The organism is Micromonospora sp. NPDC048986 (genome assembly GCF_040649335.1).
Classification (GTDB): domain Bacteria; phylum Actinomycetota; class Actinomycetes; order Mycobacteriales; family Micromonosporaceae; genus Micromonospora; species Micromonospora alfalfae.
In genome coordinates this window covers 107,713-121,725 of sequence record NZ_JBEZFJ010000007.1, presented here as the reverse complement: position 1 = coordinate 121,725, position 14,013 = coordinate 107,713, and the positions used below count along the sequence as shown (strand labels likewise).

At 68.4% G+C, this 14,013-nt stretch carries 13 protein-coding genes and 3 tRNA genes; all 16 read left to right on the top strand.

The window, feature by feature from the left end; genetic code table 11:
* Positions 1 to 8 precede the first annotated feature (8 nt).
* The 16 genes from AB0B94_RS16270 (at position 9) to AB0B94_RS16195 (ending at position 13,973) form a co-directional block, all read left to right on the top strand.
* Complete coding sequence (locus AB0B94_RS16270; protein WP_357280039.1) at positions 9 to 2,480, top strand: EAL domain-containing protein; 2,472 nt, start codon at positions 9 to 11, stop codon at positions 2,478 to 2,480.
* Between the two features lie 92 nt (positions 2,481 to 2,572).
* A tRNA-Thr gene (locus AB0B94_RS16265) sits at positions 2,573 to 2,645 on the top strand.
* 24 nt (positions 2,646 to 2,669) lie between these two features.
* Positions 2,670 to 2,742 (top strand) — tRNA-Met (locus AB0B94_RS16260).
* A 132-nt stretch (positions 2,743 to 2,874) separates the two neighbouring features.
* Positions 2,875 to 3,042, top strand: coding sequence for a 50S ribosomal protein L33 (gene rpmG, locus AB0B94_RS16255; RefSeq protein ID WP_007073056.1), 168 nt, complete (start codon positions 2,875 to 2,877; stop codon positions 3,040 to 3,042).
* Positions 3,043 to 3,168: 126 nt separating this feature from the next.
* Complete coding sequence (locus AB0B94_RS16250) at positions 3,169 to 3,615, top strand: MaoC family dehydratase N-terminal domain-containing protein (RefSeq protein WP_091402433.1); 447 nt, start codon at positions 3,169 to 3,171, stop codon at positions 3,613 to 3,615.
* A 1-nt stretch (position 3,616) separates the two neighbouring features.
* Positions 3,617 to 4,009, top strand: a complete 393-nt coding sequence (locus tag AB0B94_RS16245; protein WP_357279222.1) for a MaoC family dehydratase — start codon at positions 3,617 to 3,619, stop codon at positions 4,007 to 4,009.
* A 129-nt stretch (positions 4,010 to 4,138) separates the two neighbouring features.
* A tRNA-Trp gene (locus AB0B94_RS16240) sits at positions 4,139 to 4,211 on the top strand.
* 214 nt (positions 4,212 to 4,425) lie between these two features.
* Positions 4,426 to 4,815, top strand: coding sequence for a preprotein translocase subunit SecE (secE, locus tag AB0B94_RS16235; protein ID WP_030329860.1), 390 nt, complete (start codon positions 4,426 to 4,428; stop codon positions 4,813 to 4,815).
* 38 nt (positions 4,816 to 4,853) lie between these two features.
* Complete coding sequence (nusG, locus tag AB0B94_RS16230; protein WP_238667527.1) at positions 4,854 to 5,576, top strand: transcription termination/antitermination protein NusG; 723 nt, start codon at positions 4,854 to 4,856, stop codon at positions 5,574 to 5,576.
* 186 nt (positions 5,577 to 5,762) lie between these two features.
* Positions 5,763 to 6,194: a 50S ribosomal protein L11 gene (gene rplK / locus AB0B94_RS16225; protein WP_091402426.1), complete on the top strand. Its 432-nt coding sequence runs from the start codon at positions 5,763 to 5,765 to the stop codon at positions 6,192 to 6,194.
* Positions 6,195 to 6,272: 78 nt separating this feature from the next.
* Positions 6,273 to 6,989, top strand: a complete 717-nt coding sequence (gene rplA / locus AB0B94_RS16220) for a 50S ribosomal protein L1 (protein WP_091402424.1) — start codon at positions 6,273 to 6,275, stop codon at positions 6,987 to 6,989.
* Positions 6,990 to 7,069: 80 nt separating this feature from the next.
* Entirely contained in the window at positions 7,070 to 7,960 is an 891-nt protein-coding gene (locus AB0B94_RS16215) for an ATP-binding cassette domain-containing protein (RefSeq protein ID WP_357279214.1), read from the top strand.
* Positions 7,957 to 8,646, top strand: coding sequence for a hypothetical protein (locus AB0B94_RS16210; RefSeq protein ID WP_357279210.1), 690 nt, complete (start codon positions 7,957 to 7,959; stop codon positions 8,644 to 8,646). The genes AB0B94_RS16215 and AB0B94_RS16210 overlap by 4 nt, the downstream gene beginning before the upstream one ends.
* Positions 8,647 to 8,985: 339 nt before the next feature.
* Positions 8,986 to 9,531 (top strand): 50S ribosomal protein L10, encoded by a 546-nt coding sequence (rplJ, locus tag AB0B94_RS16205; RefSeq protein WP_112584808.1) that lies wholly within the window; start codon positions 8,986 to 8,988, stop codon positions 9,529 to 9,531.
* A gap of 54 nt (positions 9,532 to 9,585) precedes the next feature.
* The gene (gene rplL, locus AB0B94_RS16200; protein WP_091402415.1) at positions 9,586 to 9,972 is read left to right on the top strand and encodes a 50S ribosomal protein L7/L12; all 387 of its coding nucleotides are present in this window, start codon (positions 9,586 to 9,588) and stop codon (positions 9,970 to 9,972) included.
* 569 nt (positions 9,973 to 10,541) lie between these two features.
* Positions 10,542 to 13,973 (top strand): DNA-directed RNA polymerase subunit beta, encoded by a 3,432-nt coding sequence (locus tag AB0B94_RS16195; protein ID WP_091402413.1) that lies wholly within the window; start codon positions 10,542 to 10,544, stop codon positions 13,971 to 13,973.
* Positions 13,974 to 14,013: the final 40 nt, after the last annotated feature.

The following is a 14,013-nucleotide window of genomic DNA, read 5'->3' as shown; positions in this document are numbered from 1 at the left end:
GCCCGTTGATGTTCCTGGCCGTCGTCTTCTCGATGACGATCGGGCTGGTGACCCCGAACCGGCCGCACCCCTCCGGGTCCTGGGGGCTCGCCGCCGTCCTGCTGGGCGTGATGGTGATCGCCGGCCTGCCGATGCTGAACTTCGTCATCGGGCGGCAGTCCTTCGGGGTGCGGCTCGTCGAGATCCCGCTGGTGCCGGCGTTCGTCTTTCTTCCGCCGTTGATGGTCGTCCTGGTCTACACCCTCTCCACGCTGATAACCCACCTGCGGTACCGCTTCGGGGCGGAAAAGCTGGCCTTCAACGTCGCCAACGCCGCCGCTGCCGTATCGCTGGCCGGCCTCGTGTTGCTGGCGCTCCCGCCGGTCGTGGGTGTCGGACCGCGGACGTGGGGAGTGCTCTTCGCGTCCGTCGGTACCGTCGTGGTGTCGACCCTCGCGGGTGTGGCCGGGGTGATCGCGATCATGCACGGCCGGCACGCCGCGCTGGGTGTGCTGCGTAGCGGGTTGCCGTCTCTGCTGGCCAACGGCGTCAACCTCGTAGTCGGGTTGATCGTCCTGATCGCGGTGGACAGCACCTGGTGGTCGGCCGTTCTGATCGTCGTGCTCGGGGTCGCGCTCGCGAAGGTCTACCGGTCGTACGAGCAGTTCTTCCGGCAGCACCGGACGCTTGGCGACATGTACGAACTCACCCAGGCGATGACCGCCAACGGGCAGAGCGGCAACTTGGCTGACGTCCTCCTCGGTCGGATCCGGGGGTTGATGCAGGCCGAGTACGCGACGCTGTGGCTGCCGGCCCAGGGGCGTCACCCGGAGGTGATGCTGACCGCGCGGGTCGACGACGCCGGCCTGTTGGACACGTCGCCGACGCCGGTGGTCGTCCGCGAGGAGGCCCGCCGTCAGCGTCGCAGTCTGGCCATGGGTGTTCGCCTCGGCGACGAGGAGAGCCTGCGAGGGTCGCTGCGCGCCACCGGTGTGAAGGACATCATCGTGGTGCCGCTCTACTCGGGTCAGGCGGTGATCGGCACGCTCGAGGTGGTCAACCGCCTCAGCGACGTCGGTCATTTCACCCCGGGCGACATCCCCGTCTTCGAGACGGTCGCCGCTCATGCGGCAGTGGCCCTGGAGAATTCGCGGTTGGTCGACAGGCTTCGGCACGACGCCCACCACGACACGTTGACCCGACTGCCCAACCGGCGGCGGATCACCGGAGCGCTGGACGAGTCGGTCAAGATCCGCGCACCGGGCGAGGTGGTGGCGCTGCTGCTCTTCGACGTCGACGGGCTGCGCCAGGTTAACGAGTCCCTGGGGCACGCGGCCGGGGACAAGGTCCTCACCGAGGTCGCCACTCGGTTGCGGGCCAGCGCGCCGTCGTCGGCTCTGGTTGGCCGTGCCGGTGGGGACGAGTTCCTGGTGACACTTCGGTTGGAGAGCGCCGAGGCCGCGCTTGAGTTGGCCGCCCAACTGCGCGACCAGATCCGCGACGAGATGGTCTTCGACGCGCTCACCCTCGACGTGGACACTGCCGTCGGGGTGGCCGTACACCCGGATCATGGCAGCGACGCGGCGACCCTGCTGCTCCGGGTCGACCTCGCCGCCACCGCGGCCAAGTCGGTGCCGGGCAGCGTGCAGCTGTTCAATCCCGCGCTGGAGTCCCGTTCACTGCGCCGGTTGGGTCTGGCCGGCGATCTGCGTCGCGCACTGGACCAGAACGAGCTGGAGGTCTACTTCCAGCCCAAGGTGACTCTGCGGGACCGGCGCCTGGTGGGTGTGGAGTGTCTGGCCCGCTGGGAGCACCCGGCGCACGGCACTGTCGCGCCCGAGGACTTCGTGGCGGTGGCGGAGCACACCGGCCAGTTGAGCCGGCTCACCGAGGTGGTGCTCCGGGAGGGCCTTCGGCGCAGCCGGGACTGGGCGCTGGCCGACCAGCCGCTGCCCATCGCTGTCAACCTCTCGGCTCGTACGCTCATCGACAGGCACTTCCCGGACCGGGTCCAGGAGTTGTTGACCGAGTACCAGGTGCCGGCGCAGCGCCTCACCCTGGAGATCACCGAGTCGGGGGTGCTGGACGGCACGGACCGGCCGATCCCCACCCTGCAGCGGCTACGGGATCTCGGCGTACGGCTGTCGGTGGACGACTTCGGCACTGGTGACTCGTCTCTGGCGCACCTGCGCCGGCTGCCGGTGCACGAGGTGAAGGTGGACCGCTCCTTCGTGCAGGGCATGGCGACCGACCCGGGGGACCTGGCGATCGTCAACGCGGTGGTCACCCTCTCCCAGCAGTTCGGCCTGGCGGTGGTGGCCGAGGGGGTGGAGAGCGAGCTGACCCTGGAGCTTCTCCAGGACATCGGCTGCGAGATCGGGCAGGGCTTCCTGTTCAGCCGGCCGCTGCCGTACGAGCGGTTGGCCGCCTGGTTCGGTGCTCAGGTCGAGCCGGAGACGACCTCGAACGGGGAGCTGCCGCGCCTGCGTGTCGTGCCCTGAACAGGGCGCGGACGATCACCGGGGATCCGATTTCACCTGTCGAGCCGGGCCGTGTACTCTTACTCCTGCGCGCCCCACGGGAGATCGCGCAGGCCCCCTTAGCTCAGTCGGCAGAGCGTCTCCATGGTAAGGAGAAGGTCTACGGTTCGATTCCGTAAGGGGGCTCGAGGGTTCAGCTGGACCCATCGCAGCGGTGTAGCTCAGATGGTAGAGCAAGCGGCTCATAATCGCTGTGTCGCCGGTTCAAGTCCGGCCACCGCTACTCTCGTCTTCCGGGCTCGTTGCCGGTGGTCGTAAGAATGGGCGCTTCTGGCGCCCACTTTGCATGTCCGCGCTGTCAGCGTCTAGGCTGGCGCGTCGTAGTTGTTTCCGTTAGCGAGGAAGGCACTCCGCCGTGGCGAAGGCTACCGATGTCCGGCCGAAGATCACTTTGGCGTGTGTGGAGTGCAAGGAGCGCAACTACATCACGCGCAAGAACCGGCGCAACGACCCCGACCGCATCGAGCTGAAGAAGTTCTGCCCGCGTGACGGTCGGCACACGGTCCACCGCGAGACCCGCTGACTGCTGGTCGGCCTCAGGGCCGGCCGTTGTCGAAGCTTTACGATCGCCGATCTGACCGGTTTGGTGCGGCTCCGCCGCCGCCTACCGATCAGGTCGGCGATTGGGCTTTCCGTGTAGGTTCGCGGCATGCCTCTGGACCCTTCCTTCGTCGGCCGGACGTATCCGCCGACCGCCCCCTACCAGGTGGGCCGAGAAAAGATCCGCGAGTTCGCCAGCGCCATCGGTGCCACCGACCCGGCTCACCACGACCCGGAGGCCGCGCGGGCGCTGGGTCACCCCGACGTGGTCGCCCCGCCGACCTTTCCGGTGATCGTGACGATGGCCGCGAGCAGCCAGATCATCGAGGACCCGGCCCTGGGCGTCGACTACAGCCGCCTGGTGCACGGCGACCAGCGGTTCGCGTACACCAGGCCGGTGGTCGCCGGCGACGAGCTGGTCTGCACCAACACCATCGAGGACGTCAGCACCAGGGGTGGGCACGGCTTCCTGACCACGCGCACCGACGTGAGCACCGTCGGCGGGGAACCAGTGGTCGCGGTCTGGGCCAGGTATGTCATTCGCGGGGAGGCCTGAGATGGAGTTGCCGGCACAGACGTTTCAGGTGACCCGCGCGGACCTGGTCCGCTACGCCGGTGCCTCGGGCGACTTCAACCCGATCCACTGGAGCGACCGGGTCGCCACCACTGTGGGCCTGCCCGGGGTGATCGCCCACGGCATGTTCACCATGGCGCTGGTCGGCCGGGCGGTCACCGAGTGGGCCGGGTCGCCGGACGCGGTGGTCGAGTACGGCGTGCGTTTCACCCGACCGGTGGTGGTCCCCGACGACGACCAGGGGACTGAGATCGAGGTGACCGCGCGGGTCCGCGAGGTGACCGAGGACGGTCTCACCCGACTCGAGGTGACAGCGACCTGCCTGGGTGACAAGGTGCTGTCGCAGGCGCGGGCAACCGTCCGGACGACACGCTGAACCGAGCCCGCCACGCGTGGCGCGGAGACCGGTTGGGAAAGTCGGGCGGCTACCCGTACACTGGTCCGCCGTGGGGCAAGTGACCCCTGCTCGGTCGTCTGTGGCCGCGTGGGGCGAGTGTTGCCGCATAGGGGTGTAGCTCAATTGGCAGAGCAGCGGTCTCCAAAACCGCAGGCTGCAGGTTCAAGTCCTGTCACCCCTGCGCCTCAGGCCTGACCGTTCCCGTGGGTCGCGCCGCCAGCTTGGCGGCGTCCGGCCCGTGGTGGTGGCATCGGCGGGGTGGCTCCGAGGCAATCGGGGCCCTCCGGGCGATCCACCGGCCGCGGCCCGTCGCGGGACGGTTGGGTCCGGCCGGCGTGACCAGCGCCGCGTACGCCACTCGGCGTGCGACCCCAGATTCCGCGACGGAGGGCGAAGTGGCCGACAACAAGCGGCGCGACGACGACGGCGACGATCGTCTGGACGACGAGATCGTCGACGACGTGGCCGACGACGACGCCTCCGGCGCGGACGAGCCGGTTTCCCGGGGGGGCACCGCCACGCGGTCCCGTGCCCGGGCGGAGTCGGCGGACAGCCGGCCGACCACGCGGTCGGAAACGGGTCGGGTGGGCGTCTTCGGCCGCATCGCCCGGTTCTTCCGCGAGGTCGTAGCTGAACTGCGTAAGGTCATCTGGCCGACCCGCAAGGAGTTGCTGACCTACACCGCCGTGGTGGTGGCGTTCGTCGCGGTGATGCTGACGATCGTGGGTGTGCTGGACTTCGGCTTCGCCAAGGTCGTGTTGTTTGTCTTTGGCAACTCGGACTGACCGGCTGCCTCCAGCCATAGTGACGGAAGTGAGCGAGCGTGCCTGAGTACGACGAGACCGCCGGACCGGTGGACGAGCAGTCCACGGTCGCGACGGCGGCTGGTGACGAGTCGGTTGAGGCCGCCAGCGAGCCGGAGTTCCCTACGACCGAGCCCGCACCGGACGAGGACTACGACCCCGTCGCGGAGCTGAGGCAGAAGCTGCGCTACGCGCCGGGTGACTGGTACGTGGTGCACTCGTACGCCGGCTACGAGAACAAGGTCAAGACCAACCTCGAGACCCGGATCACGAGCCTCGACATGGAGGACTTCATCTACCAGGTCGAGGTGCCGACCCGGGAAGAGGTCGAGGTCAAGAACGGTAAGCGTTCGCAGATCCAGGCCAAGGTCTTCCCGGGTTACATCCTGGTTCGGATGGAGTTGACCGCCGAGTCCTACTCCTGTGTCCGGAACACTCCGGGTGTGACCGGCTTCGTCGGCGCGACCGACAGGGCCGACCGGCCGGCTCCGCTCTCGCTCGACGAGGTGCTGAAGTGGCTGGCGCCGGCTGTCGAGACCGAGCAGAAGAAGTCGAAGCCGGAGATCAAGGTCCTCGACTTCGAGGTGGGCGACTCCGTCACCGTCACCGACGGCGCGTTCGCGTCGCTGCCGGCCACGATCAGCGAGATCAACGCCGACCAGCAGAAGCTCAAGGTGCTGGTGTCGATCTTCGGTCGTGAGACTCCGGTGGAACTCAACTTCAACCAGGTCGCCAAGATCTGATTGGTCGTCGGCGGCGGGCCCGACCCGCCGCCGACGTCGGCGTACGCGCTCTCGCTCGACCTCGGCGGACGAGTGGGCTGCGGCCTGCGCTACTCTTGAATGTCGCCGCTGTCGCACCGCGCTGACCGTGCGCGCCCGAGGGCGGCGACAGCCGCATTTTCCCAGCTCCAAGCCCCAGGAAGTGACATGCCTCCGAAGAAGAAGCTCGTCAAGACGTTCACGCTTCAGTTGCCGGCGGGCCAGGCCACGCCGGCGCCGCCGGTCGGCCCCGCGCTCGGCCAGCACGGCGTGAACATCATGGAGTTCTGCAAGTCCTACAACGCGCAGACCGAGTCTCAGCGGGGCGACATCGTCCCCGCCGAGATCAGCGTGTTCGAGGACCGGTCCTTCACGTTCGTGCTGAAGACCCCGCCCGCTGCCCGGCTGCTGATCAAGGCCGCCGGTGTGCAGAAGGGTTCGGGTGTTCCGCAGTCCGAGAAGGTCGGCTCGGTCAGCCGCGCCCAGCTGCGTGAGATCGCCGAGAAGAAGATGGCCGACCTCAACGCCAACGACATCGCCCAGGCCGAGAAGATCATCGCCGGCACCGCCCGGTCGATGGGCATCACCGTCAACGACTGACGTCGGCCCCGGCCTTCGACCCGACAGTGGGAGGGCTCGCGCCGAGCGGCCCGCCAGAGACCACAGGAGTAATCAGCAATGCAGCGCAGCAAGAGCTACCGCAAGGCCGCCGATGTCATCGACCGGTCGAAGCTCTACACCCCCACCGAGGCCGTGAAGCTGGCCAAGGAGACCACCAACGTCAAGTTCGACGCCACGGTCGAGGTCGCCATGCGCCTCGGCGTCGACCCCCGCAAGGCGGACCAGATGGTCCGCGGCACGGTCAACCTGCCGCACGGCACCGGTAAGACCGCCCGCGTGATCGTGTTCGCCAGCGGCGCGAAGGCCGAAGAGGCCGCCGCCGCGGGTGCGGACGAGGTGGGCACCGATGAGCTGGTCGCCCGCATCCAGGGTGGTTGGCTCGACTTCGACGCGGCGATCGCCACGCCGGACCAGATGGCCAAGATCGGCCGGATCGCGCGGATCCTGGGCCCGCGCGGTCTCATGCCGAACCCGAAGACCGGCACGGTGACCATGGACGTCACCAAGGCGGTGCAGGACATCAAGGGCGGCAAGATCACCTTCCGGGTGGACAAGCACTCCAACCTGCACCTGATCATCGGCAAGGCCTCCTTCACGGAGACCCAGCTGGTGGACAACTACGCGGCGGTGCTCGACGAGGTGCTGCGCGCCAAGCCGTCCGCGGCCAAGGGCAAGTACCTCCGCAAGGTCATCCTGACCACCACGATGGGCCCGGGCGTCCCGGTCGACCCGAACCTGGTGAAGAACCTTCGGGAGGACCAGGCCGACGCCTGAGTCGACAGATCGCTCCGCCGGGGCGCCGCCACGACCGTGGCGGCGCCCCGGCGCGTTTCAGGTGTGGCAGGCTCGACGCCATGCGGCTGGAGAATGTCTGGTTGCGGTACCACCGGCGGGGGCCGTGGGTGCTGCAAGGCATCGACGTGCGGATCGGTCCCGGCGAGGTGGCGATCGTGTTGGGTCGCAACGGGGTGGGCAAGTCGACACTGCTCCAGGTGGCCGCGGGGGTCCTCCGCCCGGGCCGGGGCCGGGTCACCGACCGTCCGACGCGGGTGGGCTGGGTGCCGGAGCGTTTCCCCGCGGACCAACCGTTCACGGTCACCCGCTATCTGACCGGGATGGCCCGGGTGGCGGGGCTGGACAGGGCTGCGGCCGACGAGGCGGTGGCCTCCTGGACAGATCGGCTCGGGCTGTCCGCGTTCCGCTCGGTCCGGTTGCCGGAACTGTCCAAGGGCACCGCGCAGAAGGTCGGTCTCGCCCAGGCGCTGCTGCGCCCACCGGGCCTGCTGGTGCTCGACGAGCCGTGGGAGGGGCTGGACGCCACCACCCGTGAGTTGGTGCCCGAACTGATCGCCGAGGTGCTCGCGGCCGACGGGTCGGTCCTGGTCAGCGACCACCGCGGCGAGACGGTCCGGCTCCCGGCCGCGCGCCGCTGGTTGGTGGCCGACGGCTCGCTCTGCGAGGAGACGGCGTCGACGGACGAGACGATCGCTGTGGTCGAGGTAGCGGTGCCGGCCGCGCGGGTCGCCGGCACCGTCGCCCGGTTGCGCGCCGAGGGCCACCAGGTGCTGCGGGTACGCTCCGACGCCGCCACCGCCGCATCCCAGGCCCTACCCGTCGAGCAGCCCCGGTCGGCCGGTGCCGCCCGACCCGCCGAGCCGCCCCTCGGGATGGCCGGGGAGCTGGCAGCCGAGCAGCCCGACGCCGATGACGCCGCGGTCGAGTCGGCAGCGGGGGAGACCCGGTGAGCGCCCTGGTCCGGATGCGGTTGGCTGGTTTCCTGCGGACCGGCCGGGCGTTGGCGCCGTTGCTCGCCGGCCTGATCACGCTCGGCACCCTCTACGGCGGTGGCCGCGCCCAGCCGGCGGAGGCGTACGGGGTCTCCGCGGTCGTGCTCTTTCCGGTGCTCGCCTGGCAGACCAAGATCTTGTTGGACGTCGAGCCGGACGTGCAACGTCGGCTGGCGCAGGTGACGGTCGGGGTGGCCCGGGAGCGGTCGGCCGGGCTGCTCGCCGCCGTGGTGACGGCGCTGGTGACGGTGGCCGTCGCGCTGCTCTTTCCGTGGCTGGTCGGCGGGGTGTCCGGCCCGGTCGACCCGGGGGACCGGTCGATTCCGGTCGGGCTCGCCCTGGGATTGTGGGCGCATGTGCTGGTCGTACCCGCTGCGGTTGCTCTTGGGGCGCTGGCCAGCCGCGCGTCGGTGGGCGGCGCCGGGTACGGCGTCGCGGTGTTGGCCCTCGGCGGGGTCGGCGCTGTGGTGTTCGGTCTGACCGGCTCGGTGGCCCCCTGGCTGGCACCGCCGATCATGGCGGCTGCTCGCACCACCGCCGGCGACGCCGCCGCGCTGACAATGCTGGGGCTGAGCGGGTGGGCGCTGGCCTGGAGCGCCGCTGTCGTCGGCGGTTACCTGTGGCGTCGGCGGGCCCAGGGCTGACCGGCCCCGGTGCGGGTGACGCGGCTCACCAGGCGCGATTTGGCGCTGCTGGTCGGGGCGCGTAGTCTTCAACAGTCATCCGTGTTCTCATGGATGAGGAACCACCCAGAGACCGCTGGTCACCGTGTTTCGGCACGGTCGAAGGTCCCGCGACAACGGGCGACCCGCGTAGGGCGGCAAGCGTAACTCGGCAGTGAGCGTGGTCCGCCGACCATGACGATCCGCCGGCCCTCGCCCCGTGCGCCCTGCGCCGGGGCTTTTCGTTGTCGCGCTGCCTCCGCCCCCGTTCCGGCTTCGGCCGAGACGGGGACCAGCCTCGAGTAACGAGAGAGGAGGGACATGGCGGACAAGCCGATCCGGGCCGACAAGGCCACGGCCGTCGCTGAGCTGACCGAGAGCTTCCGCAGCTCGGGCGCCACCGTGCTGACCGAGTACCGCGGTCTGACGGTTTCCCAGCTCACCCAGCTTCGGCGCTCGCTCGGCGCCGATACCAGCTACACGGTCGCGAAGAACACGCTGGCCAAGCGTGCTGCGACGGACGCGGGCATCACCGGCCTCGACGAGCTGTTCACCGGTCCTACCGCGCTGACTTTCGTTTCGGGCGACGTCGTCGAGGCGGCGAAGGGCCTTCGCGACTTCGCGAAGGCCAACCCGAAGCTCGTCATCAAGGGCGGTGTCTTCGAGGGCAAGGCCATCACCGCGGCCGAGGTCACGAAGCTCGCCGACCTTGAGTCCCGCGAGGTGCTGCTGGCCAAGCTGGCCGGCGCGATGAAGGGCAACCTGAGCAAGGCCGCGGCCCTGTTCCAGGCCCCGCTGTCGAAGACCGCCCGTCTGGCGGCTGCACTGCAGGACAAGCGCGAGAAGGAGGGCGCCGAGGCGGCCTGAGGCCCCCACGGCGCACCAGTTCTTACTTAACAGAATCAGGAAAGGACGCCAGATATGGCGAAGCTCAGCACCGACGAGCTGCTCGACGCGTTCAAGGAGATGACGCTGATCGAGCTCTCTGAGTTCGTGAAGCAGTTCGAGACGACCTTCGAGGTCACCGCTGCCGCTCCGGTCGCGATCGCCCAGGGTGGCGGCGGCGGCGGCGCTGCTGCCGAGGCCGAGCCGGAGCAGGATGAGTTCGACGTCATCCTCGAGGCTGACGGTGGCAAGAAGATCCAGGTCATCAAGGTCGTGCGTGAGCTGACCGGCCTGGGCCTCAAGGAGGCCAAGGACGCGGTTGAGTCCGCGCCGAAGGCCATCCTGGAGAAGGTCAACAAGGAGACCGCCGACAAGGCGAAGGCCAAGCTCGAGGGTGAGGGCGCCAAGGTCACCCTCAAGTGACCTGACGTTCCACCAACGCGTACCCGGCTCGTGAGCTGGGACACCATCGCGTCGCGGCGGGCGGTGATCCGACACGGATCACCGCCCGCCGTATTGGTGGATCTGGCTGCGACCGGTCCTGAGCTGGGCTCCGACCATGGGTACCCTTGACCCGAACGAGCGTGGCGGGTCGCCCTCCAGTGGGAAACAAGGGACAACCCGGATACCGGCCCTTGACGCGGCCCAGGGCTGCCAGGCACGCTGACACCAGCAAGACACCGCGCTTGCGACGGCCACGACGTGGGTATGACAGCGGCGGCACCATCAGCCGCTGTAACCCGAGCGGCCCAGTGGGGAGTTGCGTTCTGAGCGGCCCGGCAGACCCCGGTTGACGGGGGCCGAGGCGCGCTCCGCAAACAACCTGCGGGGTGGGCTGGACAGCGGTTAGCCTCTCGGCTACACTGCTAGTTTGCGCTGCCTTCCGACTTGACCCCTGCTCGGAAATGTCCGTTTACGGATATTTCTGGTGGGGTCATTGGAGTGCACGCGTACCAGCCGTTCTGCAGCACCGGTCCTCGGAAGGACGCATCTTGGCAGCTTCCCGCCCTGCGAAGACCAGTCGTACGTCGAGCGCATTCGCTCCCCGCCGAGTTTCATTCGGCAGGATCACCGAACACCTCGAGGTCCCCAACCTCCTTGCCATTCAGAACGAGTCCTTCGACTGGCTCGTCGGCAACGAGGCTTGGCAGGGCCGGTCGGCGGACGACCCGCACGCACGATCGGGTCTCGCGGAGATCCTTGAAGAGATCAGTCCCATTGAGGACTTCTCCGGCACCATGTCGCTCTCCTTCTCAGCGCCGCGCTTCGACGAGGTCAAGGCCTCGATCGAGGAGTGCAAGGAGAAGGACCTGACCTACTGCGCTCCGCTCTTCGTGACCGCGGAGTTCACCAACAACACCACTGGCGAGATCAAGAGCCAGACGGTGTTCATGGGTGACTTCCCGATGATGACGCCCAAGGGCACCTTCGTCATCAACGGCACCGAGCGCGTCGTGGTCAGCCAGCTCGTCCGGTCTCCGGGCGTGTACTTCGACAAGCAGCCGGACAAGACCTCCGACCGCGACCTCTCCAGCGTCAAGGTCATCCCGAGCCGGGGTGCCTGGCTGGAGTTCGACATCGATAAGCGCGACACGGTCGGTGTGCGCATCGACCGCAAGCGTCGGCAGGCCGTCACCGTCCTGCTCAAGGCCATCGGATGGTCGGCCGAGCGAATCCGTGAGAAGTTCGGCTGGTCCGAGCTGATGATGACCACGCTCGAAAAGGACCACATCGCCGGCGCCGACGAGGCTCTGCTCGACATCTACCGCAAGCTGCGCCCTGGCGAGCCGCCGACGCGCGAGAACGCCCAGACCCTGCTCGACAACCTCTTCTTCAACCCGAAGAGGTACGACGTCGCCAAGGTCGGGCGCTACAAGTTCAACAAGAAGCTCGAAGTTGGCGTGCCGATCACCACTGGCACGCTGACCGAGGACGACATCGTCGCCACCGTGGAGTACCTGTGCCGGCTGCACGCCGGTGAGGACGGCTACGAGGCCGACGACATCGACCACTTCGGCAACCGGCGCCTCCGTACCGTGGGCGAGCTGATCCAGAACCAGGTTCGGGTCGGCCTGTCCCGGATGGAGCGGGTCGTCCGCGAGCGGATGACCACGCAGGACGTCGAGGCGATCACCCCGCAGACCCTGATCAACATCCGCCCGGTGGTGGCGGCGATCAAGGAGTTCTTCGGGACGTCCCAGCTGTCCCAGTTCATGGACCAGACCAACCCGCTGGCGGGCCTGACCCACCGGCGTCGGCTGAGCGCGCTCGGCCCGGGTGGTCTGTCCCGGGAGCGGGCCGGCTTCGAGGTCCGCGACGTGCACCCGTCCCACTACGGCCGGATGTGCCCGATCGAGACGCCGGAAGGCCCGAACATCGGCCTGATCGGCGCGTTGTCCACCTTCGCCCGGGTCAACCCGTTCGGCTTCATCGAGACGCCGTACCGGAAGGTCGTCGAGGGTCGGGTCACCGACCAGATCGACTACCTGACCGCGGACGAGGAGGACCGGTTCGTCAAGGCCCAGGCCAACGCGCGCCTGAAGGCTGACGGCACGTTCGCCGAGGACCGGGTGCTCTGCCGTCGTAAGGGCGGCGAGACCGAGGACGTCGTCCCCGGTGCCGTCGACTACATGGACGTCTCGCCCCGGCAGATGACCTCGGTCGCGACCGCCATGATCCCGTTCCTCGAGCACGACGACGCCAACCGGGCACTGATGGGCGCGAACATGCAGCGCCAGGCGGTGCCGCTGGTCAAGGCCGAGGCGCCGCTCGTGGGTACGGGCATGGAGTACCGGGCCGCTGTCGACGCTGGCGACGTGGTGGTCGCCGAGGTCGGCGGTGTGATCGAGGATCTCTGCGCCGACTACGTCACCATCCACCAGGATGACGGCCACCGCCGGACGTACCTGCTGCACAAGTTCCGCCGCTCCAACGCCGGCTCCTGCGTCAACCAGAAGCCTGTCGTCTTCGAGGGCGACCGCGTCGAGGCCGGTCAGGTCATCGCCGACGGTCCGTGCACCGACGAGGGCGAGATGGCACTCGGACGCAACCTGCTGGTGGCGTTCATGTGCTGGGAGGGCCACAACTACGAGGACGCGATCATCCTGTCGCAGCGCCTCGTGCAGCAGGACGTGCTCACCTCGATCCACATCGAGGAGCACGAGGTCGACGCCCGGGACACCAAGCTCGGTCCGGAGGAGATCACCCGCGACATCCCGAACGTCAGCGAGGAAATGCTCGCTGACCTCGACGAGCGCGGCATCATCCGGATCGGCGCCGAGGTCGTCCCCGGTGACATCCTGGTCGGCAAGGTCACGCCCAAGGGTGAGACCGAGCTGACCCCGGAGGAGCGTCTGCTCCGCGCGATCTTCGGTGAGAAGGCGCGTGAGGTTCGGGACACCTCGCTGAAGGTGCCGCACGGCGAGACCGGCACGGTCATCGGTGTGCGCACGTTCTCCCGCGAGGACGGCGACGAGTTGCCGCCGGGTGTCAACGAGCTGGTCCGGGTCTACGTCGCCCAGAAGCGCAAGATCCAGGACGGCGACAAGCTCGCCGGCCGGCACGGTAACAAGGGTGTCATCTCGAAGATCCTGCCGATCGAGGACATGCCGTTCCTTGAGGACGGCACTCCTGTCGACATCGTGCTCAACCCGCTCGGTGTGCCGAGCCGGATGAACATCGGCCAGGTGCTGGAGACCCACCTCGGTTGGGTCGCCAAGACCGGTTGGAAGGTCGAGGGTGACGACGCCGACTGGAAGCGTCAGCTGCGCTCGATCGACGCGCACGAGTCCGAGGGCGACACCAACGTGGCCACCCCGGTCTTCGACGGTGCTCGCGAGGAGGAGATCTCCGGTCTGCTCGAGTCGACCCTGCCCAACCGGGACGGCAAGCAGCTGATCGGTCGTACCGGCAAGGCGCAGCTGTTCGACGGTCGTTCCGGCGAGCCGCTGCCGGACCCGATCGCGGTCGGCTACGTCTACATCCTGAAGCTCAACCACCTGGTCGACGACAAGATCCACGCTCGTTCGACGGGACCGTACTCGATGATCACGCAGCAGCCGCTGGGTGGTAAGGCGCAGTTCGGTGGTCAGCGTTTCGGTGAGATGGAGTGCTGGGCGATGCAGGCGTACGGCGCTGCCTACGCCCTGCAGGAGCTGCTCACGATCAAGTCCGACGACGTGCTCGGCCGAGTGAAGGTCTACGAGGCCATCGTCAAGGGCGAGAACATCCCGGAGCCGGGCATCCCGGAGTCGTTCAAGGTGCTGCTCAAGGAGCTGCAGTCGCTGTGCCTCAACGTTGAGGTGCTCTCCAGCGACGGTGTGGCACTGGAAATGCGCGAGACCGACGACGAGGTGTTCCGGGCCGCTGAGGAGCTGGGCATCGACCTGTCCCGGCGCGAGCCGAGCTCGGTCGAAGAGGTCTGAGGTGAGCGGTCGGGGGCCGGCTCGCCGGCCCCCGACCCCA

Excerpts from the sequence above, each read along its gene's own strand:
- AB0B94_RS16215 (WP_357279214.1), top strand. The coding sequence starts at position 7,070 with ATGCGGCTGGAGAATGTCTGGTTGCGGTACCACCGGCGGGGGCCGTGG.
- rplA (WP_091402424.1), top strand. The coding sequence starts at position 6,273 with ATGCAGCGCAGCAAGAGCTACCGCAAGGCCGCCGATGTCATCGACCGG.
- AB0B94_RS16270 (WP_357280039.1), top strand. The coding sequence starts at position 9 with ATGTTCCTGGCCGTCGTCTTCTCGATGACGATCGGGCTGGTGACCCCG.
- rplJ (WP_112584808.1), top strand. The coding sequence starts at position 8,986 with ATGGCGGACAAGCCGATCCGGGCCGACAAGGCCACGGCCGTCGCTGAG.
- AB0B94_RS16250 (WP_091402433.1), top strand. The coding sequence starts at position 3,169 with ATGCCTCTGGACCCTTCCTTCGTCGGCCGGACGTATCCGCCGACCGCC.
- AB0B94_RS16245 (WP_357279222.1), top strand. The coding sequence starts at position 3,617 with ATGGAGTTGCCGGCACAGACGTTTCAGGTGACCCGCGCGGACCTGGTC.
- rplK (WP_091402426.1), top strand. The coding sequence starts at position 5,763 with ATGCCTCCGAAGAAGAAGCTCGTCAAGACGTTCACGCTTCAGTTGCCG.
- rplL (WP_091402415.1), top strand. The coding sequence starts at position 9,586 with ATGGCGAAGCTCAGCACCGACGAGCTGCTCGACGCGTTCAAGGAGATG.